This is a genomic window from Kytococcus aerolatus (assembly GCF_900187395.1).
Classification (GTDB): Bacteria; Actinomycetota; Actinomycetes; order Actinomycetales; family Dermatophilaceae; genus Kytococcus; species Kytococcus aerolatus.
The window spans coordinates 89,908-108,692 of the sequence record NZ_FYEZ01000001.1; the positions used below are offsets into that span (position 1 = coordinate 89,908).

General features: G+C 70.6%; 19 protein-coding genes. 7 read left to right on the top strand and 12 right to left on the bottom strand.

The features are described 5' to 3' along the window. The first annotated feature begins 102 nt into the window (after positions 1–102). The 4 genes from CFT82_RS00370 to CFT82_RS00385 all read left to right on the top strand — a co-directional run bounded on the left by CFT82_RS00370 (position 103) and on the right by CFT82_RS00385 (position 2,781). Positions 103–1,299: a phosphoglycerate kinase gene (locus CFT82_RS00370; RefSeq protein WP_088817137.1), complete on the top strand. Its 1,197-nt coding sequence runs from the start codon at positions 103–105 to the stop codon at positions 1,297–1,299. Continuing rightward, positions 1,296–2,090, top strand: a complete 795-nt coding sequence (gene tpiA, locus CFT82_RS00375; RefSeq protein WP_088817138.1) for a triose-phosphate isomerase — start codon at positions 1,296–1,298, stop codon at positions 2,088–2,090. The genes CFT82_RS00370 and tpiA overlap by 4 nt, the downstream gene beginning before the upstream one ends. A 63-nt stretch (positions 2,091–2,153) precedes the next feature. After that, complete coding sequence (gene secG, locus CFT82_RS00380) at positions 2,154–2,387, top strand: preprotein translocase subunit SecG (RefSeq protein ID WP_088817139.1); 234 nt, start codon at positions 2,154–2,156, stop codon at positions 2,385–2,387. Between the two features lie 40 nt (positions 2,388–2,427). Further along, positions 2,428–2,781, top strand: coding sequence for an RNA polymerase-binding protein RbpA (locus CFT82_RS00385; protein WP_088817140.1), 354 nt, complete (start codon positions 2,428–2,430; stop codon positions 2,779–2,781). A 1-nt stretch (position 2,782) separates the two neighbouring features. Here CFT82_RS00385 and pgl read toward each other — a convergent pair whose 3' ends face one another. Genes pgl through tkt form a run of 6 tightly spaced genes read right to left on the bottom strand, consistent with a single transcriptional unit; the run spans position 2,783 to position 11,163 of the window. Next, on the bottom strand, positions 2,783–3,583 hold the full coding sequence (gene pgl, locus CFT82_RS00390; RefSeq protein ID WP_088817141.1) for a 6-phosphogluconolactonase: 801 nt from the start codon (positions 3,581–3,583) through the stop codon (positions 2,783–2,785). Continuing rightward, entirely contained in the window at positions 3,580–4,590 is a 1,011-nt protein-coding gene (locus CFT82_RS00395; protein ID WP_088817142.1) for a glucose-6-phosphate dehydrogenase assembly protein OpcA, read from the bottom strand. The genes pgl and CFT82_RS00395 overlap by 4 nt, the downstream gene beginning before the upstream one ends. Further along, positions 4,587–6,134, bottom strand: coding sequence for a glucose-6-phosphate dehydrogenase (zwf, locus tag CFT82_RS00400; protein ID WP_088817143.1), 1,548 nt, complete (start codon positions 6,132–6,134; stop codon positions 4,587–4,589). The genes CFT82_RS00395 and zwf overlap by 4 nt, the downstream gene beginning before the upstream one ends. Next, positions 6,131–7,846, bottom strand: a complete 1,716-nt coding sequence (locus CFT82_RS00405; protein ID WP_088817144.1) for a glucose-6-phosphate isomerase — start codon at positions 7,844–7,846, stop codon at positions 6,131–6,133. The genes zwf and CFT82_RS00405 overlap by 4 nt, the downstream gene beginning before the upstream one ends. A gap of 9 nt (positions 7,847–7,855) precedes the next feature. Then, on the bottom strand, positions 7,856–9,031 hold the full coding sequence (gene tal, locus CFT82_RS00410; RefSeq protein WP_088818243.1) for a transaldolase: 1,176 nt from the start codon (positions 9,029–9,031) through the stop codon (positions 7,856–7,858). Between the two features lie 2 nt (positions 9,032–9,033). Beyond that, positions 9,034–11,163 (bottom strand): transketolase, encoded by a 2,130-nt coding sequence (gene tkt / locus CFT82_RS00415; RefSeq protein ID WP_234994204.1) that lies wholly within the window; start codon positions 11,161–11,163, stop codon positions 9,034–9,036. 290 nt (positions 11,164–11,453) lie between these two features. Between tkt and CFT82_RS00420 the strand changes: the two genes are divergently transcribed. Next, positions 11,454–12,413 carry a heme o synthase gene (locus CFT82_RS00420; protein WP_088817146.1) on the top strand — a complete coding sequence of 320 codons (960 nt, stop codon included), beginning with the start codon at positions 11,454–11,456 and terminating at the stop codon, positions 12,411–12,413. Positions 12,414–12,823: 410 nt separating this feature from the next. On the opposite strand, the gene CFT82_RS00425 is transcribed toward CFT82_RS00420, so the two are convergent. From CFT82_RS00425 to CFT82_RS00440, 4 genes are all read right to left on the bottom strand, one after another. Beyond that, a complete protein-coding gene (locus tag CFT82_RS00425) occupies positions 12,824–13,156 on the bottom strand; it encodes a hypothetical protein (protein ID WP_200815014.1) in 333 nt (110 codons plus the stop codon). A 212-nt stretch (positions 13,157–13,368) separates the two neighbouring features. Next, positions 13,369–15,015: a hypothetical protein gene (locus CFT82_RS00430; protein ID WP_088817147.1), complete on the bottom strand. Its 1,647-nt coding sequence runs from the start codon at positions 15,013–15,015 to the stop codon at positions 13,369–13,371. Next, on the bottom strand, positions 15,012–15,716 hold the full coding sequence (locus CFT82_RS00435) for an ATP-binding cassette domain-containing protein (protein ID WP_015779300.1): 705 nt from the start codon (positions 15,714–15,716) through the stop codon (positions 15,012–15,014). The genes CFT82_RS00430 and CFT82_RS00435 overlap by 4 nt, the downstream gene beginning before the upstream one ends. 83 nt (positions 15,717–15,799) lie before the next feature. After that, positions 15,800–16,096 (bottom strand): hypothetical protein, encoded by a 297-nt coding sequence (locus CFT82_RS00440; protein ID WP_088817148.1) that lies wholly within the window; start codon positions 16,094–16,096, stop codon positions 15,800–15,802. 692 nt (positions 16,097–16,788) lie between these two features. Here CFT82_RS00440 and CFT82_RS11795 point away from each other — a divergent pair. Together CFT82_RS11795 and CFT82_RS11800 are read left to right on the top strand one after the other, a co-directional pair. Then, on the top strand, positions 16,789–16,953 hold the full coding sequence (locus tag CFT82_RS11795; RefSeq protein ID WP_200815015.1) for a hypothetical protein: 165 nt from the start codon (positions 16,789–16,791) through the stop codon (positions 16,951–16,953). A gap of 79 nt (positions 16,954–17,032) precedes the next feature. Further along, positions 17,033–17,329, top strand: a complete 297-nt coding sequence (locus CFT82_RS11800; RefSeq protein WP_088817150.1) for a transposase — start codon at positions 17,033–17,035, stop codon at positions 17,327–17,329. 108 nt (positions 17,330–17,437) lie between these two features. On the opposite strand, the gene CFT82_RS11365 is transcribed toward CFT82_RS11800, so the two are convergent. Beyond that, positions 17,438–17,695: a hypothetical protein gene (locus CFT82_RS11365; protein WP_143469437.1), complete on the bottom strand. Its 258-nt coding sequence runs from the start codon at positions 17,693–17,695 to the stop codon at positions 17,438–17,440. Positions 17,696–17,867: 172 nt separating this feature from the next. After that, positions 17,868–18,443 carry a hypothetical protein gene (locus CFT82_RS11370; protein WP_159461803.1) on the bottom strand — a complete coding sequence of 192 codons (576 nt, stop codon included), beginning with the start codon at positions 18,441–18,443 and terminating at the stop codon, positions 17,868–17,870. Positions 18,444–18,785: the final 342 nt, after the last annotated feature.

Below are 18,785 nucleotides of genomic sequence, written 5' to 3' on the forward strand. Positions count from 1 at the left end.
GGGGCCCACCGTCTGTCCGGCAGGATGGGCACCACGCCACCGTCTCGTCGGCGGCCGGCCCGATCAACGACGATCATCGACGACCACGAAAGGGAACGCATCGTGCGCACCATCGACGACCTGGGGGAGCTCCGCGGCCAGCGGGTCCTCGTCCGTTCCGACCTGAACGTCCCGCTGGACGGCACCACCATCACCGATGACGGTCGCCTCGTGGCCTCGGCCCCGACCCTGCGCCAGCTCGCCGAGGCCGGTGCGAAGGTCGTCGTCGTGGCCCACCTCGGCCGCCCGAAGGGCACCCCGGACCCGCAGTACTCCCTGGAGCCGGTCGTGGGGCGTCTCTCCGAGCTGGTGGGCCGTGAGGTGAGCTTCGCCGCGGACACCGTGGGCGAGGCCGCCCGCGCGACCGTCGAGGGCCTGGCCGAGGGCGAGATCGCCCTGCTGGAGAACCTGCGCTTCAACGCCGGGGAGACGAGCAAGGACGAGGCCGAGCGGCGCGCCTTCGCCGAGCAGCTCGCCGCCCTCGCCGACGCCTACGTGTCCGACGGCTTCGGCGTCGTCCACCGCGCCCAGGCCAGCGTCCACGAGATCGCCCAGCTGCTGCCGGCCGCCGCCGGTGGCCTGGTGCAGGCCGAGGTCGAGGTCATGCAGCGCCTCACCGAGGACCCCGAGCGCCCCTACGCGGTCGTCCTGGGTGGGGCCAAGGTGAGCGACAAGCTGGGCGTCATCGACAACCTGATCCAGACCGCCGACCGCCTGCTCATCGGCGGCGGCATGGTCTTCACCTTCCTCCGGGCGCAGGGCCTGGAGGTCGGCAAGAGCCTCCTCGAGGAGGACCAGGTGGAGGCCTGCAAGGGCTACCTGGAGCAGGCCGAGGCGAAGGGCGTCGAGATCGTCCTGCCCACCGACGTGGTGGCCGCCACGGAGTTCTCCGCCGGGGCCGAGCACGGGGTCGTGCCCGCCGACGCCATCCCCGCCGACCGGATGGGCCTGGACATCGGCCCGGAGTCCGCGCAGCTCTTCGCGGAGAAGCTGGCCGACTGCCGCACCGTCTTCTGGAACGGCCCCATGGGCGCCTTCGAGATGGAGCCCTACGCGGCCGGCACGCAGGCCGTCGCCCAGGCCCTCGTCGACATCACGCAGGACGGGGCCCTGACCGTCGTCGGCGGGGGCGACTCCGCAGCTGCGGTGCGCCAGCTCGGCTTCGCCGACGAGGACTTCGGCCACATCTCCACCGGCGGCGGCGCCTCGCTGGAGTACCTGGAGGGCAAGGAGCTGCCGGGCCTGAAGGTGCTCGCATGAGCGGCTCCCGGATCCCGCTCATCGCGGGCAACTGGAAGATGAACCTCGACCACCTCCAGGCGACGCACCTCGTGCAGAAGCTGGACTGGGTGCTGCGGGACGCCTCGCACGCCTACGACGAGGTCGAGGTGGCGGTCTTCCCGCCGTTCACCCACCTGCGCAGCGTCGAGACGCTCATCCAGGCCGACCAGCTGGAGATCATGCTCGGCGCGCAGGACCTGTCGCAGCACGCCTCCGGTGCGCACACCGGGGACATCTCCGGCCCGATGCTCGCCAAGCTGGGCTGCGAGTACGTGATCATCGGGCACTCCGAGCGGCGTGAGCAGCACCAGGAGACCGACGCCCTGGTGAACCTCAAGGTGAAGGCCGCCCTGGCGGCGAACCTGGCTCCCGTGATCTGCGTCGGGGAGTCCCTGGCCACCCGGGAGGCGGGGGAGCACATCGCCTTCGTGACCCGGCAGGTGGACGAGGCCCTGGAGGGAATCGAGGCCTCCCGCCTCGGACGCGCGGTCATCGCCTACGAGCCGGTCTGGGCCATCGGGACCGGTGCGGTGGCCTCCGCGGAGGACGCCCAGGAGGTCTGCGCCGAGATCCGGCAGCGGGTGGCCCACACCCATGGCCAGGAGCTCGCCGACGGGATGCGGATCCTCTACGGCGGCTCGGTGAAGCCGGCCAGCATCGCCGAGCTCATGGACAAGGAGGACGTCGACGGGGCGCTCGTCGGCGGCGCCTCCCTCACCGCGGAGGAGTTCGCGCAGATCATCCGCTTCCGCTCCCACCGCCCGGCCTGAGCAGCCGCCCGGGACGGGCGCGCCACCGGGGATGTCCGGTGCGCAGGTTGTTAGTCTGCGCGCATGGACATCCTCCGGTGGGCGCTCGACGCCGTCCTCGTCATCACCTCGCTCTTCCTCGTGCTGCTGATCCTCATGCACAAGGGGCGCGGCGGTGGCCTGTCGGACATGTTCGGCGGTGGCCTCTCCAGCGGTGGCGGGTCCTCGACCGTCGCGGAGCGCAATCTCAACCGCATCACGATCGGCATGGCGGTCCTGTGGTTCGCGACCGTCGTCGCCATCGGCGTCGTCAAGTGATCCCGGCCGGCTGACCGGCCCGCACGAACAGGAGACAGGCATGGTGACTGGGGGACAGGCCATCCGGGGGACCCGGGTGGGGTCCGGGCCGGTGGGTGAGGCCGAGCGGGGCGTCGACGCCGAGGGTGTCGACGTCGACTACCACTGCCACAACCGTCACACGACGACCATCCGCTTCTCGGTGGAGGCCGGCGGCGAGGTCCCGGAGACCTGGGACTGCGTCCGCTGTGGCCTGCCCGCGGGCGAGGACGCCGACAACCCGCCGGAGCCGCCCAGCATCACGCCGTACAAGACGCACCTGGACTACGTGAAGGAGCGTCGCGACGACGCGCAGGGGGAGACGCTGCTCGAGGAGGCCCTCCAGAAGCTCCGCGAGCAGCGCGGCACCGCCTGAGTCAGGCCGCGGGCAGCCGGGCGGCAGCCGCCTCGTCGAGGAACCAGCGGGTCGCGGTGCGGCCCTGCGCCCACCCGGCCGGGCGGTCCAGCGGCTCGCCCGCCCGCGCTGCGACGGTGGTCGAGGCACAGCCGGCGAAGGCCTCCCGGGCTCCGGCCAGCGCCTCGGCCTTGCCCTCACCGCACGCGACGAGCCACACCTGCTCGGCGGCACGGATCACGGGCATCGTGAAGCTGACCCGCACCGGCGGGGGCTTGGGGGAGTCGTCGACCGCCGTCGTCCAGCGGTCGTGCACCGCGGAGTCGGGGTGGCCGGGGAAGAGCGAGGCGACGTGGCAGTCCGGGCCCACGCCCAGGACGAGGAGGTCGAGGGAGGGGAGGCCCTCGTGCCGGGGGACCATCGCCAGCTCGGCGGCCTGGTCGACCGCGGCGGCCTCGGCCTCGTCGCGGCTGGGGTCGTCGCCGGGGGCGGGGGCCAGGACGTGCCAGCGCTCGGGCGCCGGACGGGTGCCGAGCGCCTCCAGGACCTGGGTGTCGTTGCGATCGGCGTGGCCCTCGGGGAGGAAGCGCTCGTCACTGAACCACCAGTGGGTCCGGTCCAGGAGCGCGGCGGCGGTCTCGTCGGTCGCCCACCGGGCGCCGATCTCCCGGGCCACCTCCACGCCCATGGAACCGCCGGTGAGGCCGACGTGCGGGTCCTCCCGGTCAGCGACCTGCTCGAGCAGGGCGTCCACGAGGGTGCGGGCGGTGGTCCGCTCGTCGGGTCGGACGGTGACCTCGGGGGTGGTGGGGCGGGGGTTCATGCGTTCTCCTCGATCTCCTGGGACTCCGCGTCCAGGGCGCTGTCACGGTCGCGGAGGATGCCGGCCGCCAGGGCGTCCGCGGTGGACATGACGGTCAGGTCCACGGTGTCGATGCTCTCCAGGACGGCCTCGTAGACGTCGTCGACGTCGAGTCGGTGGAGCTCGGCCGAGAGAGACTGCGCCAGCGTCGTGTGGGGGAGGGTGACGCGGCGGGCCCGGCGACCGGGGGCCAGGAGGAGGGCGTTCTCGCCGTCGATGCGGACCAGGTCGACCGGGCCGGAGGCCCGCTGCAGGCGCACCGACTCCACACCTTGGCCGGGAGCGGACCGGGCGCGCACAACCGGACACTCCAGGAAGCGGCCCAGCCAGAAGGCCAGCAGGTCCACGCGGGGGCTGTCGCTGCCGCCGGAGACCGTGGCCGACTGGACCTCCTCGAAGGGGGGCTCGTCGAGCACGGCGGCCAGCAGGGCCCGCCACCGGGTGAGCCGGGTCCAGGCGATGTCGGTGTCCCCGGCCTCGTAGTCGCTGGCGAGCCGGCGCAGCTCCTGGGCGGGGTCCTCGGCCTGGGCCACGGTCGTGATGCGGCGGCTGGCCACCTGGGCCAGGGGGCTGGAGTGCAGCTCCTCCGGCGGCCGGCCCGGCCACCAGGCCACGATGGGGGAGTCCGGCAGCAGGAGGGGCAGGAGCACGGCGTGCTCGTGCTCCACGAGGGCACCGTGCAGGTAGAGGACCACGATCTCGCTGGCCCCGGCGTCCCCGCCGAGCCGGATCTGGGCGTCCAGCCGCGGCTCGTCCAGGGCGTTGTCCCGGACCAGCACGATGATCCGGCTGGGGTGCTGGCGGGTGGCGGCGGTGGCCGTCTCCAGCACCCCGGGGAGGGAGCCCAGGTCCGTCACCACCGCCAGGCTCAGCACGCGCCCCAGGGCCATGGCGCCCTGGTCGGCCCGCAGGCGGACGAGCTCGCGGGAGAGGTGCCGGGCGGAGACGTCGGGGTAGTCGAGAATCACGGGAGCCTCCAGCTGCGGCCGTCGCGGGCCATCATGTCGTTGCTCGAGCGCGGCCCCCAGCTGCCGGCGGGGTACTGCTCCGGGGCCGGAGCACCTGGTTGCGCCCAGCGCTCGGTCACCGGGTCCAGGATCTGCCAGGAGAGCTCGACCTCCTCGTGGCGGGGGAAGAGCGGGGGCTCGCCGAGCAGGACGTCGAGGATGAGCCGCTCGTAGGCCTCGGGGGAGGACTCGGTGAAGGCGTTGCCGTAGCCGAAGTCCATGGTCACGTCGCGGACCTCCATCTGCGGGCCGGGCACCTTCGATCCGAAGCGCATGGTGACCCCCTCGTCGGGCTGCACGCGGATCACGATGGCGTTCTGGCCCAGCTCCTCGGTGGCGGTGTCCTCGAAGGGCAGGTGCGGGGCCCGCTTGAGGACCACCGCGATCTCGCTGACCCGCTTGGCCAGCCGCTTGCCGGCCCGCAGGTAGAAGGGGACCCCGGCCCAGCGGCGGGTGGCCACCTTGAGCTTGAGCGCCGCGTAGGTCTCGGTGACCGAGTCCTCGGCCACGCCCTCCTCGTCGAGATAGGCCGGCACCTCCTCGTTGCCCTGCCAGCCGGTGGCGTACTGGCCACGGACCGCGGCCTCGTCAACCGGGCCGGCCAGCATGGTGGCGGCCAGCACCTTCTCCTTCTCGGTGCGCAGGGCCCGGGCGTCGAAGGAGGTGGGCTCCTCCATGGCCGTCAGGGCGAGCAGCTGGAGCAGGTGGTTCTGGATGACGTCCCGGGCCGCTCCGACGCCGTCGTAGTACCCGGCGCGTCCGCCGATGCCGATGTCCTCGGCCATCGTGATCTGTACGTGGTCCACGTAGTGGGCGTTCCAGATCGGCTCGAACATCTGGTTGGCGAAGCGCAGCGCCAGGATGTTCTGGACCGTCTCCTTGCCCAGGTAGTGGTCGATCCGGAAGATCGCGTCCTGCGGGAAGACCTCCTCGACGATCCGGTTCAGCTCCCGGGCCGAGGCGAGGTCGTGGCCGAAGGGCTTCTCGACCACCACCCGGCGCCAGGAGCCCTCCTCCGGGGTGGAGAGCCCGGCCGCCTGCAGCTGCTGGCAGGCCTCCGCGAAGAAGCGGGGTGGGATGGAGAGGTAGAAGGCCCGGTTCCCACCGGTGCCGCGGGTGCGGTCCAACTCGGCGAGCACCTCGGAGAGCTCGGCGAAGGCCGCCGGGTCGTCGAAGGTCCCCGCCACGAAGCGGATGCCCTGCCGGAGCTGCGTCCACACCTCCGGGACGAAGGGGGTGCGGCAGTGGGCCTCCACCGCCGAGCGCACCTGCTCCTCGAAGTCCTGGCCGTCCCAGTCGCGGCGGGCGAAGCCCACCAGGGAGAAGCCCGAGGGCAGCAGCCCCCGGTTGGCGAGGTCGTAGATCGCCGGCAGGAGCTTCTTGCAGGCCAGGTCCCCGGTGACCCCGAAGAGCACCAGCACGCTCGGCCCGGCGATGCGCGGCAGCCGCTTGTCGTCCGCCACCCGCAGGGGATTGGCCCCCGGGGCCACCCGGGCCGGGCTCATCCGGCCTGCCCAGCGGCCAGCACGGCGTCAACCACCGCCGCGTGGCCGCCGGAGGAGCGGGCCACCAGGCGGAGCACCGGGCGTCCCTGCTCCGCGAGCACCTGGGCGTCCCCGGCGGCCTGGGCGGCGATGAGCCTCCCGAAGGTGAACTCCTGCCCGGGCACCGGCCGGTCCTCCTCTGGGGAGGCCGGTCGGGTGATCTGCAGGAAGACCCCGTCAGCGGGGCCGCCCTTGTGGAACTGCCCGGTGGAGTGGAGGAAGCGCGGGCCCCAGCCGAAGGTCACCGGACGCCCGGTGGCGGCCGTGAGCCGCTCCTGGACGGCGCGGGCCTCGGAGGCGTGCGCCCAGCGGTCGGTGTAGGCCATGACCGCCAGGTACCCGCTCGGGCCGACCTGTGCCAGGAGGGCCTCGACGGCCTCGGTGAGGGAGCCGGCGTCCCCGAGGAAGTCGGTCCCGGCCTGGTACACCTCGACCTCGCCGACGGTGAGCGTGGGCTCCGGTGGGGCGCCGTCCCCGCCGGTCATCTGCTCCCGGGCGGCCGTCTTGGCCGACTCCACGTCCGGCTGGTCGAAGGGGTTGAGACCGAGGAGCTCGCCCGCCACGGCGGTGGCGGTCTCCCAGAGGAGGAGCTGGCCACCCAGGGCGCCGCCGACGTTGACGACCGCTGCGGGATGCTCGTTGTCCACGGGCTCGCCATCGGGCCCGGCCAGCTCGTCGTCCCGCTCGTCGACCTCGTCGCCGATGAGGCGGACCACGGTCACGTCGGGCTGGTCGGCGAGGCGGTGGGCCAGCGGCTCGGCGCCGACCTCGGAGGGGAGGTCGACGACGGGCAGGACCCCCTTGCCGTCCTTGCCGGTGGACTCGGCGATGAGCTGCTCGGCCCAGTCGCCCAGTCCCTCCAGGGCGCTGCCGGCCCGGGAAATGACCAGCACGTCGCGCGGGGTACCGCCGGATGCCCCGGCCATCACGGCGGCGAGACGCAGGGCGGGGTTGGCCTCGTCGTCAGCGGCCAGCAGGTCGGCCACCGCGTCGGCCTCGTCGAGCAGCTCGGCCACGTCCACGCCCGCCAGGGCACAGGGCACCAGCCCGAAGGCGGTGAGGGCCGAGTATCGGCCGCCCACGCTCGGGTCGGCGTTCACCACGTCGAAGCCCTCGGCGCGCGCGCTCTGGTCGAAGGGGGAGCCGGGGTCGGTGACGATCACCATGTGCTCGGTGGGCTCCAGGTCCGCCCGGGTCAGGGCGTCCACGAAGGTGCGCCGCTGGGAGTCGGTCTCGGCGGTGGAGCCGGACTTGGAGGAGACGACCACGACCGTGCGACGCAGGTCCTCGGGCGTGCCGAGGGCGGTGGTGACCATCGCCGGGTCGGAGGAGTCGCAGACCACGAGCTCCACCCCGGCGGTGCGGGTGATGACCTCCGGGGCCAGGGAGGAGCCGCCCATGCCGCAGAGGACCACCCGATCGCACCCGCGCTCGGCGTACCGCGCGGCCAGGGTCTCGACCTCGCCGATGAGAGCGCGGCTCGTGCGGTGCAGGTCGACCCAGCCGAGGCGCTGGGCGGCCTCCTCCCGGGCCGCCTCGCCCCAGAGGGTGGCGTCCTTCGCCGCCAGCCGGCTGGCCACGCGGCGCTCGACCAGCCCGGGGACGTGCTCGGTGATCGCCGTGGCCGCCGGACCGGTGGCCTCGACGACGATCTCGCTGGAGCGTTCCAACATCTGCCTCACTCAGCCCTTCGCCTTGTCGAGCTGCTCCTGGACGGACGCGAGCAGTCCGTCCCAGGCGTCAGCGAACTTCTTCACACCCTCGGTCTCCAGCGTCTCCACCACGTCGAGATAGCTGATGCCCTGGGCCTCCAGCCCGTCGAGCACGGCAGCCGACTCGGCGTAGGTGCCCTGGACGGTGTCCCCCGTGACCTCGCCGTGGTCGGCCGTGGCCTCCAGAGTGGCGGTAGGCATGGTGTTCACGGTGTTCGGGGCCACCAGGCCCGTCACGTAGAGCGTGTCCGGCAAGGACTCGTCCTTCACCGAGGTGCTGGCCCACAGCGGTCGCTGCAGGTTGGCACCGTCGTCGGCCAGGGTGGCCCAGCGCGGGGTGGAGAAGACCTCGTCGAAGGCCTGGTAGGCCAACCGGGCGTTGGCCAGGCCGGCCCGGCTCCGGAGCGCCCGGGCCTCGTCGGTGCCGATCGCCTCGAGGCGGGCGTCCACCTCGGAGTCCACCCGGGAGACGAAGAAGCTGGCCACCGAGTGGATCGGGGCGAGGTCCACGCCCTTCTCCCGGGCCTGCTCCAGGCCGGTGAGATAGGCATTCATGACCCCGCGGTAGCGGTCCAGCGAGAAGATCAGCGTGACGTTGACGCTGATGCCGCGGGAGATCACCTCGGTGATCGCCGGCAGGCCCTGCACGGTGGCGGGGATCTTGATGAGTAGGTTCGGCCGGTCGATGGTGTCCCACAGACGCTGGGCCATCTCGACGGTTCCCGCGGTGTCGGCCGCCAGGCGGGGGTCCACCTCGATGGAGACCCGGCCGTCCTGCCCGTCGGTCGCCTCCCAGACGGGGCGGAGGAGGTCGCAGGCCTCGGCGACGTCGGTGGTGGTCAGCCGGAAGACGGCCTCGTCGACGTCGACCCCCTCCGCGGCGAGCTGACGCACCTGCTCGTCGTAGTCGGCGGCCTCCGACAGGGCCTTGGCGAAGATCGACGGGTTGGTCGTCACCCCGACGACGCCACCGGAGCGGACGAGCTCCGCAAGGCGGCCCTCCCGGATCATCGGGCGGTTCAGGTCGTCCAACCAGACCGAGAGGCCCTGCGCGGCGAGCTCCTTGAGCGGCTGGGGTGCGGCGCCGAGGTCGAGCCGGGCGACGGGGGAGTGCTCGGCGCTGGTGTGCTGGGTGTACTGCTCCATGGTCACTTGCCTTCCGCGATCTGCAGGGACTTCTTGGCCTTGTCGACGGTGTCGGTGGCGGTGATGCCGAACTTCTCGTAGAGCTCCTGGTAGGGGGCGGAGGCGCCGAAGCCGTCCAGCGCGACGGGCAGACCCGCGTCGCCGAGCAGGTCGTACCAGGGCATCGCGATCCCCGCCTCGACCGAGACCCGGGCCCGGACGGCGCGGGGGAGGACCTCCTCGCGGTAGGCCTCGTCCTGGGCGTCGAACCACTCGCGGCAGGGCATCGACACCACGCGGGTGCCGATCCCCTCGGCCTGGAGGGCCTCGCGGGCCTCCAGCGCGATGTGCACCTCCGAGCCGGTGGCGATGAGGAGGACGCGGAGCTCGCCCTCGGCCTCGGCGAGCACGTAGCCGCCGCGGGCGACCCCCTCGGCGGAGGCGTACTGCTCCTGGTCGAGCACCGGGACCTCTTGGCGGGTGAGCGCCAGGCCGGCCGGGCGGTCGGTGTGCTGCAGGATGGTGCGCCAGGCGACGGCGGTCTCGTTCGCGTCGGCCGGGCGGACCACGTCGAGATCCGGGATGGCGCGCAGCGCGGCGAGGTGCTCGATCGGCTGGTGGGTCGGGCCGTCCTCGCCCAGGCCGATGGAGTCGTGGGTCCACACGTAGGTGACCGGTGCCTCCATGATCGCCGCGAGGCGCACGGCCGGGCGCATGTAGTCCGAGAAGGTGAGGAAGGTGCCCCCGTAGGGGCGGGTCAGACCCTCCAGGGCGATGCCGGTGAGGGCCATGCCCATCGCGTTCTCGCGGATCCCGAAGTGCAGGGTGCGGCCGTACTCGTGGCCCTGGAACATGTCGGTGGATCGGCTCTCGGGCACGAAGCTGGGCTGGCCGTCCATGGTGGTGTTGTTCGAGCCGGCGAGGTCGGCCGAGCCGCCCCACAGCTCGGGCATCACCTCGGCCAGCGCGTTGAGCACCGCGCCGGAGGCCTTGCGGGTGGCCATCGGCTTGTCCTCGCCGGACCAGCGGGGCAGCGCCTCGTCCAGACCCGCAGGGAGCTCGCGGGCCACCAGGCGGTCCAGCAGGGCGGCCTGCTCGGGGTGGGCGGTGCGCCAGGTCTGGTAACGCTCCTCCCACGCGGCGTGGGCCTCGGCCCCGCGCTGGGCGACCTGCCGGACGTGCTCGACGACGGCCGGCTCCTCCGGGAAGACGACCTCCGGGTCGAAGCCCAGGAGCTCCTTGGTGGCGGCGATCTCGTCGGGGCCCAGGGCGGCGCCGTGGGCCGCCCCGGTGTCGCGCTTGGTCGGGGCCGGCCAGCCGATGATCGTGCGGAGGCGGATCAGCGTCGGGCGGTCGGAGCCCTTGCTCTCCTCGAGGGCGGCGTGCAGGGCGTCGACGTCCTCGACGTACTCGCCGGTGCCGCGCCAGTCGATGGTGACGGTGTTCCACCCGTAGGCCTCGTAGCGCTTGGCGACGTCCTCGGAGAAGGAGATGTCGGTGTCGTCCTCGATGGAGATCTCGTTGTCGTCGTAGATCACCGTGAGGTTGCCGAGCTCCTGGTGGCCGGCGAGGGAGGAGGCCTCGGCGCTCACGCCCTCCTGGATGTCACCGTCGGAGGCGATGACCCACACGTGGTGGTCGAAGGCCGACTCCCCGGCGGGGGCGTCCGGGTCGAGCAGGCCGCGCTGGCGCCGCTGGGCCATGGCCATGCCCACGGCGGTGGCCAGACCGGAGCCGAGCGGTCCGGTGGTGATCTCCACGCCGCGCGTGTGGTGCAGCTCGGGGTGGCCGGGCGTCTGGGAGCCGAAGGTCCGCAGCGCCTTGAGATCGCCCATCTCCATGCCGTAGCCGGAGAAGTAGAGCTGGACGTACTGGGTGAGGGCCGAGTGGCCGCAGGAGAGGACGAAGCGGTCCCGTCCGAGCCAGTGCGGGTCGGCCGGGTCGTGGCGCATCACGTCCTGGAAGAGCAGGTAGGCCACGGGGGCCAGCGACATCGCGGTGCCGGGGTGACCGCTGCCGCACTTCTCGACCGCGTCGGCGGCCAGCAGGCGGGCGGTGTCGACGGCCCGCCGGTCGAGCTCTCCCCATCCGACCCGGTCGGCGACGAGGGGCTTGATCTGCGGGTCGCGGGCGGGCTGGGTCGAGTCGGTCACGCGAGGCTCCTCCGGTACAGGCTGGATGCCCGGTGGCCCGGCGCCGATGCCAGTCGGTGCCGCTCCACGCGGGCGTGGGCGGCCGCACACCATCGAGCGGCCTTGTGCCACCCAGCCTATGCACAAGGGGAGGGGGCGGGCAGCCTCGGTGGTCCGCAGGTGGCCGGGATCACCGTCCGGGGGTGAACTGCGACGCGGCGTCGTAACGATCCGGGGCGGGTCGTAGGATGGGGCCCACGACGGGCCGCCAGCCCGTCTCTTGTGTGATTGCCACCTGCGGAGAGGACGACGTGACTTCTGGGGCCGAGACGGCGACGCCGCACCCGACGACCCCCCGGTCCACGGGCCTCGGGGACACGGTGCGGGCGTACATCTCCCTGTGCAAGCCGCGCATCATCGAGCTGCTGCTCATCACGACCTTCCCGGTGATGTTCCTCGCCGAGCGGGGCGTCCCGGACTGGTGGCTGATCATCGCCACCCTGGTCGGCGGCACGCTCTCGGCCTCCAGCGCCAACGTCTTCAACTGCTACCTGGACCGGGACATCGACGCGAAGATGCACCGGACGAGCAACCGTCCGCTGGTGACCGGGCAGATCTCGCCGCGGGCGGCGCTGGTCTTCGGCATCGTGCTGGGCGTGGCCTCGGTGCTCTGGCTGGGTCTGCTGGTCAACTGGCTCTCGGCCGCGCTGTCCTTCGGGGCGATCGTGCTCTACGCGTGGTTCTACACGATCGTGCTGAAGCGGCGCACCAGCCAGAACATCGTCTGGGGCGGGCTCGCCGGGTGCATCCCGGTACTCATCGGCTGGTCGGCGGTCACGAACTCGCTGGACTGGCCGGCCCTGGTCCTCTTCGTCTTCGTCTTCTTCTGGACCCCGCCGCACTACTGGCCGCTGTCCATGAAGTTCCGGGAGGACTACGCCAACGCCGGCGTCCCGATGCTGCCGGTGCTGGAGAACAACGTGGCCGTGGGCCGCAAGATCGTGCTCTACGCCTGGGCGACCTTCCTGACCTCCCTGGTGCTCATCCCGGTGGCGCCGATGGGGTGGATCTACACGGTCGTCGCGATCCTCTCCGGCGGTCTGTTCGTCGCCGAGTCGCACACCCTGCTGCGCGGTGCGCGGGCCGGTCTGAGCGAGGCCGAGATCAAGCCGATGCGCCTCTTCCACTACTCGATCAGCTACGTCTCGGTGCTCTTCATGGCGGTGGCGATCGACCCGATCTTCTACTGGTCGCTGCCCGGCCTGGGCTGATCTGTCCGGCGGATCACCAGAGCGCCCCCACCGCTCAGCGGTGGGGGCGCTCTGTGTTGCCGGCGTGTGGCGAACCGGTCGCTTGCTGTTGCTGCCGTGCGGCGTCCCGGTCGGCTGGACGGCCTGGGCGCCGCACGGCCGCCGCTCCAGCAAACATCACGCCGCACGGGAAGGTTGGTGCCGCTCTCTATCGGCGTCTCCGCGACTCTGGCCAATCTATGCGGCGCAGAATGCTGCTTGGGCGGGCTCGGGGGAACCATCTGTGACGCATGGATGAGGGCGCGGGGCTTCAGAGGGGGCGGGCCATGCAGGCGGGCCGGCGTGTGCTGTGGAGGGTTCGACCGGGGACGTGTGCGGCACCCGGGTGATGGGAATCGGTGGTCAGCACCGGCACGACTGGCCGGCGCGGCTCACCGGCGGACGGAGAGCACCGCCCAGGTGAGGATCCACGCCATGAGGCTGGCGCCGAGCATGTGCAGCCAGACCAGGGTCGCCGGGACGGCCAGGGCGTACTGCACGTAGCCGATGAGGCCCTGCAGCACGGTCACCCCGAGCAGTGCCCACCACACCCGACGGGTGCGCTGGCTGACCTGCGGCAGCAGGTGCAGGGCCAGGAGCATCGCGGCCAGCAGGCCGCAGAGGAGCATCACCGAGTCGGCGTGCAGCCAGGACATGGTCTTGACGTCGAAGCCGTAGCGGGCGGGCTCGTCGGCGTCGCCGGAGTGGGGGCCGGAGCCGGTCACGAAGGTGCCTGGTGAGGTGCCATCCCCATCTGCAACGCGTGTTGTCGACCAGAGGAGGGCTGGAGCCTGCCAACTCGTCCTCCTAGCACCCCCGTTCCGGAATCAACTCAGTGGCGGCCGCACAGCGAGCCCGAGATCGATGACCGGACAGTCACCTGGAACCACGGCACCAGCGGTTACAGGCTGACCACCGAGGCCGTGGGCGCACCCAATCAGGCTTGTGCCCGACAGTCGCGGAGCGAGGCGAGGGTCGTCGGCATCGTGTTGCTCGGACCGTCCCCCACTCCGAACAGTTGCTGCAGGTCCCATACGTCGGTGCCCTGGCACCAGGCCGCAGTCGTGTAGGCCAGCGACTCTGCTGACGGTCCTTCGAGGGCGTCCGGTGGAGTCAGGCCACGGGTGCGAGACTGCCCGACACTGGGGCGAACGTCCGCACCGTCGGCACCCACGTTGCTCGGGATGACACCGGCTGTCACGAGGTGAACGGTGCGCGGTAGCGCCTCGGGATGAGCGGACGACGCGTAGATTTCCTCCACCGTTCGAAGGGCTGCCGGCACGTAGCCCGCATCGGGGGCCGGAGCGCACACCTGAACGTCGACCCTGACACTGCGTGAGCAACTCTCGAAACCATAGGCCTGCGCCCAGCGAGCGTCCACGTCTTGAGATGGAGGCTTTGGAGTGGCGATCACGAGAGCAAGAACCGCGACAAGCCAGAGCGGGGCCAGCCACGCCCGCCCTGAAAACCACCCGATGACAGCCCCCACCGCGGCGAAGGCCACCCCCTCGAGCACGACCACACAGACCACAGGCCAGCCCGCAGCGAACTCCCGCAGCACCACGTTCATGGGCACGTGCCGAGCGAGGTCAGCGGCCGCCACGAGCGCCAGCACGGTGATCGGGACGAGCAGACCGACAGCGGCAACGCGTGCGGCCCGGCCGACAGTGCGGCCGACAAGCTCGGCGGGGCTGCGGGTGGAGAGTTCCTCCCACTGCGTCACTCCCGCGCGCCACCGAGCCTGGCCAGTGACTAGTCCTGCCACGGCAGCGGTCCCCATGAAGATGAAGTGCGCCGAGGGGATGTCTTTGGCAAGCAGAAGCCGAGGGCTCCCTCCCCAGAACGGCAGACTTGCCATCTCGGTCCAGATGACAGAAAGAGAAACAACTCCCATCAGTGGAGTGGTCAGCGCCACTCCGCCCAACCCTGACCGGGGGCCGGAGTCTGCGGATTCTGCCCGTGAGCCGCGAGACGCCCGCTCCGCCCTTGGGCGCCGAAGAGTCACACCGGTCAGGTAGGAGCCAACCCCCAAGGCCCACACGAGCCCGCAGGTAAGCAGGCTCAGGTTGGGCTCACCGGTGGACTCGAGATGCAGCGTGCCCGGAGCTCGAAGGGCACCGAGAATCCCGTCGCTCAGGGTGGGCTCTAGCGGCCAGCCGAAGAACATCGACGCGAGGGCCACAACAGTGGGGAGCACCCAGATGGCAGGTCGCGGCGCCACGGTCAGGCTCAACAGTCCCCAACCCATGAGGGCCGCAGTGTTGCGCCACGCGGCGAGCGCCTGAGGGTCACCAGGGAAGGTGAGCACCGACAACGCGCCGGTCAGAGCCAGCGTGATCGCCACCAGGGCGCCTCGACGGGCAAGGAGCGATCGCGGTGCGATTCGGTCGAGATCGTGCTCGTTGACGAAGGCGAAGAGCAGGGGCAGAGACATGGCCACGGAGATCCACAGGGGTCCCACATCGATCGATCCGCCAAGGCTGGCCGCGGCGACCAGCGCCGCCATGACACCGGTGGCGATGACAGCGGCGACGGCACAGCGAGGCAACTCCTGGTGCCTGGCCCAGAGCAGCCAGCCTTTCACTGCGCAACCAGTTCGAGGTAGGCGGCGCGCACAGTCGAGAGCTCCCGGGTGGGGCTAAACCTGTCGAATGTCCCGTCGAAGACGAACGAGCCCTGGTTCATGACTGTGATGGTGTCCGCGTGGTCGAGGACGTCCTCGACGATGTGTGTCGAGATGACGACGATCGCATTTTGCGAGACCTGGTGCAGCAGCTCGTTGAGAGAGTCCCGCTGCGCCATGTCGAGGCCGGCTGTTGGCTCGTCGAGCACGATGAGCTCGGGACTGGCGACCAGCGCCGAGGCGACCCCGACTCTTCGACGCATCCCCCCTGACAGTGCCCTGATGCGATCGTCGGCACGCGTCTCGAGGTCCACGAGTCTCAACAGACGGTCGACCTCCGAGGTGGTGGCCTGATCGTCCAAACGCTTGAGCCAACACATGTAGGCCAAGTGCTCTCGCACCGTGAACCGCGATCGGCGAAGGTTGTCCTGCGGCAGGAAGCCCACGCGCTCCCGAACCTGACGAACCGGTGCACCACCCAGCATGATGCTGCCCCCATCGAGGGGCTGCAAGGTCACGACGGCACGCATCAGGGACGTCTTGCCGGCGCCGTTTGCCCCGAGCAGCCCATGCAGGCCGTAGCCTCGCCGCCACGAGACCTCCTCGACGGCGGTCCGCTTGCCATAGTGAATCGTGGCCCGTTCCACCTCGAGCTCAGTCACTCACATCACTCCCGTGTGTCACATGCGAAGAATCGGGCGGGCGCGACGACCTGTCGTCGCGCCCGCCCGAAAGTGGCGAAACTTCAGTTCTTCACCTCGAAGTACACATTCCGGGGCTGACCCACCAGGCACTTGATGGTCCGCAGCTCACCGGGCCGGCCCCACGTGGAGAACCGATCCGGCGCATACGCACAGTCGAGGTGGATGCGGAACTGACCACTGCCGCTCTTGCAGGTACCGGTCACATCGCGGCGGTCGATCGAGTAGCTGCAATTCGACGGTGCGGCATGAGTGGCAGGCGTGGCCACCATCAGCGGCGCTCCGATCACCGCAACGGCTGCTGCAGGCGCAAGCAGCTTCTTGAACAAGGTGAATGTCATTGTCTTCTCCTCATGGGATGAGCCCCCCCCAGTTGGAAGCTCGCGGAGGAGGGTAGCAGCCAATAGGGCTCTTCGGAGTTTTGCATGCGGAGGGCTGGGGCGGGTTCGGTCAGGGTGGTGGGTGCAGGGGTCGAGGTCCCGGGCATGATCTGAGGACTTTTGCTCCCTCGGATCGCCAAGGGCCTCGACTATGCCTGAGCCTACTTCCCCGTGCCCTGCTTCCTCGTGTGTCGACTGTCAGACCTGGCTGGGGCTGCCCGGTATGAAGGTCACGAAGGTCGCTGACTCGGGCACAGCAGGGCTGGTGGTGAACATTGAGTCCGTGCGGGAGCCTGCCGGGTGCCCGCACTGTGGGGGTGATGGTGACCGCTCACGGCCTTGTCCAGGTGGTGTTGGTACGCGCCCTCCTTCGGTCGGCCGGTGCAGCCGGTCTGGTCCAAGTGGCGACACGTGTGCCGCGAGGACCTGTGCCCGGGTGGGAGCCTCACCGAGCAGGACCCGGCTGTGGCCCCGTCCATCGGCGGGTTGACGGCTCGGGCAGTGGTCTGGGCCGTGGGCGAGTTGCGCGGCAGGCATGCGTCGACCGGGGTCTGGCCCGCCGGCTGGGGGTGGACTGGCACACCCTGTGCAAAGCGGTGTGCGCCCGCTTGGAGGACCTGGAGGCCGACCCAGCCAGGTTCGAGGGGGTGACGATGCTCGGGGTCGATCAGCACGTCTGGCGCGACGTTGACCCCTGCACGCGAGGCCCGCGGATGCTGACCGGGATGGTCGACCTGTCCCGGGACCAGGGCCACCGGACCCGTGCCCGGCTGCTGGACCTCGCCCCGGGCCGTTCCGGGGCCGTTTACGGGGCGTGACTGAGTGATCGGGACAGGGTTCGGCGACGGGTGCAGGTCGCCACCCTGGACCCCTTCCACGGGTACAAGAACGTGATCGATGAACCTCGCAGATGCGGCCGTGGTCGTGAATGCCTTCCACGTGGGGAAGCTCGCTACCGCGTGCGTGGACGATGTCCGTCGCCGGGCCCAGCTGGACACCACCGGCCACCGCGGCCACAAGGACGACCCGTTGTACGGGATCAGGACCCTGCTGGGCGGTGCGCGGGACGGTCTCAGCGAGGCCGAGATCAAGCCGATGCGGCTCTTCCACTACTCGATCAGCCACGTGTCGGTGCTGTTCATGGCCGTGGCGATCGACCCAATCTTCCACTGGTCGCTGCCCGGCCTGGGCTGATCGACCGGAACGGCGGGAGCAGGGGAGCGCCCCCACCGACTAGCGCGGTGGGGGCGCTCCCCTGCTGAGGGCGTGCTGGTCCCGCTCAGGGGGCCAGCCAGGAGGCGCTCAATTCGTGAGGCGCACGTCGCGCACGAAGGCGATGCCGCCTGTGCGACAGGACTGAGGGATGTCGAACTCCGAGGCCGTGGAGACCAGGCCGGCCCCAGCCTCGATGCCCTCCCCGTCCTGCACGGTCTTGCCCTCCACTGAGACGCCGGGGACCGAGCCATCGCTCACCTCTGTCCCCTGCGGCCAGATGATGGCCGTCCGCAGGTCCTCCGGCTCGACCCCGGGGTCAAGTGATTCGAGGGATGGCTCAACCACCCAGCAGCCGTCCTCCGGCAGGTAGCGGAGCGTCCCCGCGAGATGGGCTTCGCCGGTCCTCGAATCGTCATCGGCCACCCAGAGCGTGGTGCCGCTCTCGGTAACGGTTCCAGGGGGGGAGCTGCTGCACCCGGCGAGCCCGATGGCTGTCCCCATGAGGACCCAACTCGTCTTAGCCGACCAAGACATATGCGTTCCAGTTCTTGGTGACCCGGTTGAGAAAAGTGAACAGGGGCCGCTCCTGAGTGAATGCAGACGTGCACTTCAGGGTATTGCTCCCTGACCACTCGAGCCGGCCTCCCCCATTGATGGATTCCTCGCCACCCTTTGCGTCAGGGTCGAAGTGGACTGTGATCTGACCGTCCACCTGGCTCTTGACCCGCCGCGTCCTGGCTGAAGCGTCGGACGGTGCAGCCGCAGCCACGAATACTTCGGTCCGTCCGCTGATGGCGTCGACGCGTGCCACCGTCTCCGCTCCGAATTGCTGCTCGACCACTTCGGCGCCGTCACGTGCCGCCTGGACGCGTGCCTCATGGTTGAGCGGGAGGCCTCCTTGGAGCTTCGCGGTGGTGCCGCTGGGGAACTGGGCAGAGCTCGTAGGCGCCGCACCGGTGAATCCCACCCAGACTGAACGGTCAGGAATTGAAATGGTGGAACCCGTGAAAGCTTGAGGGTCCCTGGCTGCCAGCTTTTCAATCTCAGCTTGCACGGAGTTCTGCCACTCGAGGTCCGCCTTGACGGAAGCCACACTGCGGCCTTCCTGCTCAGCAATGGTGGCTGCATCCGCTGCATCGGCTGCCGCTGAGTCAGTCGCGGAGGTCGGCGCAGAGCCATCGCTCTGAGTTTCGGCCGCCAAGGGGGCTGATTGGTCTACTGAGACTGACGGAGCCGATGGGGGGGAGGTCATGGGGCCGGCAAGCAGTCCGGCCGCAAGAAATCCGGAGGAAAGCATGGAGAGCATGTCTATTCCATTCTCGATGTGACCCGGAAAAGATCCTGATGCTCGACTCTAGCAACATGCTGCGTGAACACACAATGAACGCCAGGTGAATACTTGTGCGCCTCCCTGCGATCTTGAAGTTTCCCGGAC

Coding starts and splice junctions, on each gene's coding strand:
- pgl (WP_088817141.1), bottom strand. CDS start 3,583: ATGAACCCCCGCCCCACCACCCCCGAGGTCACCGTCCGACCCGACGAG.
- zwf (WP_088817143.1), bottom strand. CDS start 6,134: ATGAGCCCGGCCCGGGTGGCCCCGGGGGCCAATCCCCTGCGGGTGGCG.
- tal (WP_088818243.1), bottom strand. CDS start 9,031: ATGGAGCAGTACACCCAGCACACCAGCGCCGAGCACTCCCCCGTCGCC.
- tpiA (WP_088817138.1), top strand. CDS start 1,296: ATGAGCGGCTCCCGGATCCCGCTCATCGCGGGCAACTGGAAGATGAAC.
- CFT82_RS11800 (WP_088817150.1), top strand. CDS start 17,033: ATGAACCTCGCAGATGCGGCCGTGGTCGTGAATGCCTTCCACGTGGGG.
- CFT82_RS00405 (WP_088817144.1), bottom strand. CDS start 7,846: ATGTTGGAACGCTCCAGCGAGATCGTCGTCGAGGCCACCGGTCCGGCG.
- CFT82_RS11795 (WP_200815015.1), top strand. CDS start 16,789: ATGCTCGGGGTCGATCAGCACGTCTGGCGCGACGTTGACCCCTGCACG.
- CFT82_RS00385 (WP_088817140.1), top strand. CDS start 2,428: ATGGTGACTGGGGGACAGGCCATCCGGGGGACCCGGGTGGGGTCCGGG.
- CFT82_RS00440 (WP_088817148.1), bottom strand. CDS start 16,096: ATGACATTCACCTTGTTCAAGAAGCTGCTTGCGCCTGCAGCAGCCGTT.
- secG (WP_088817139.1), top strand. CDS start 2,154: ATGGACATCCTCCGGTGGGCGCTCGACGCCGTCCTCGTCATCACCTCG.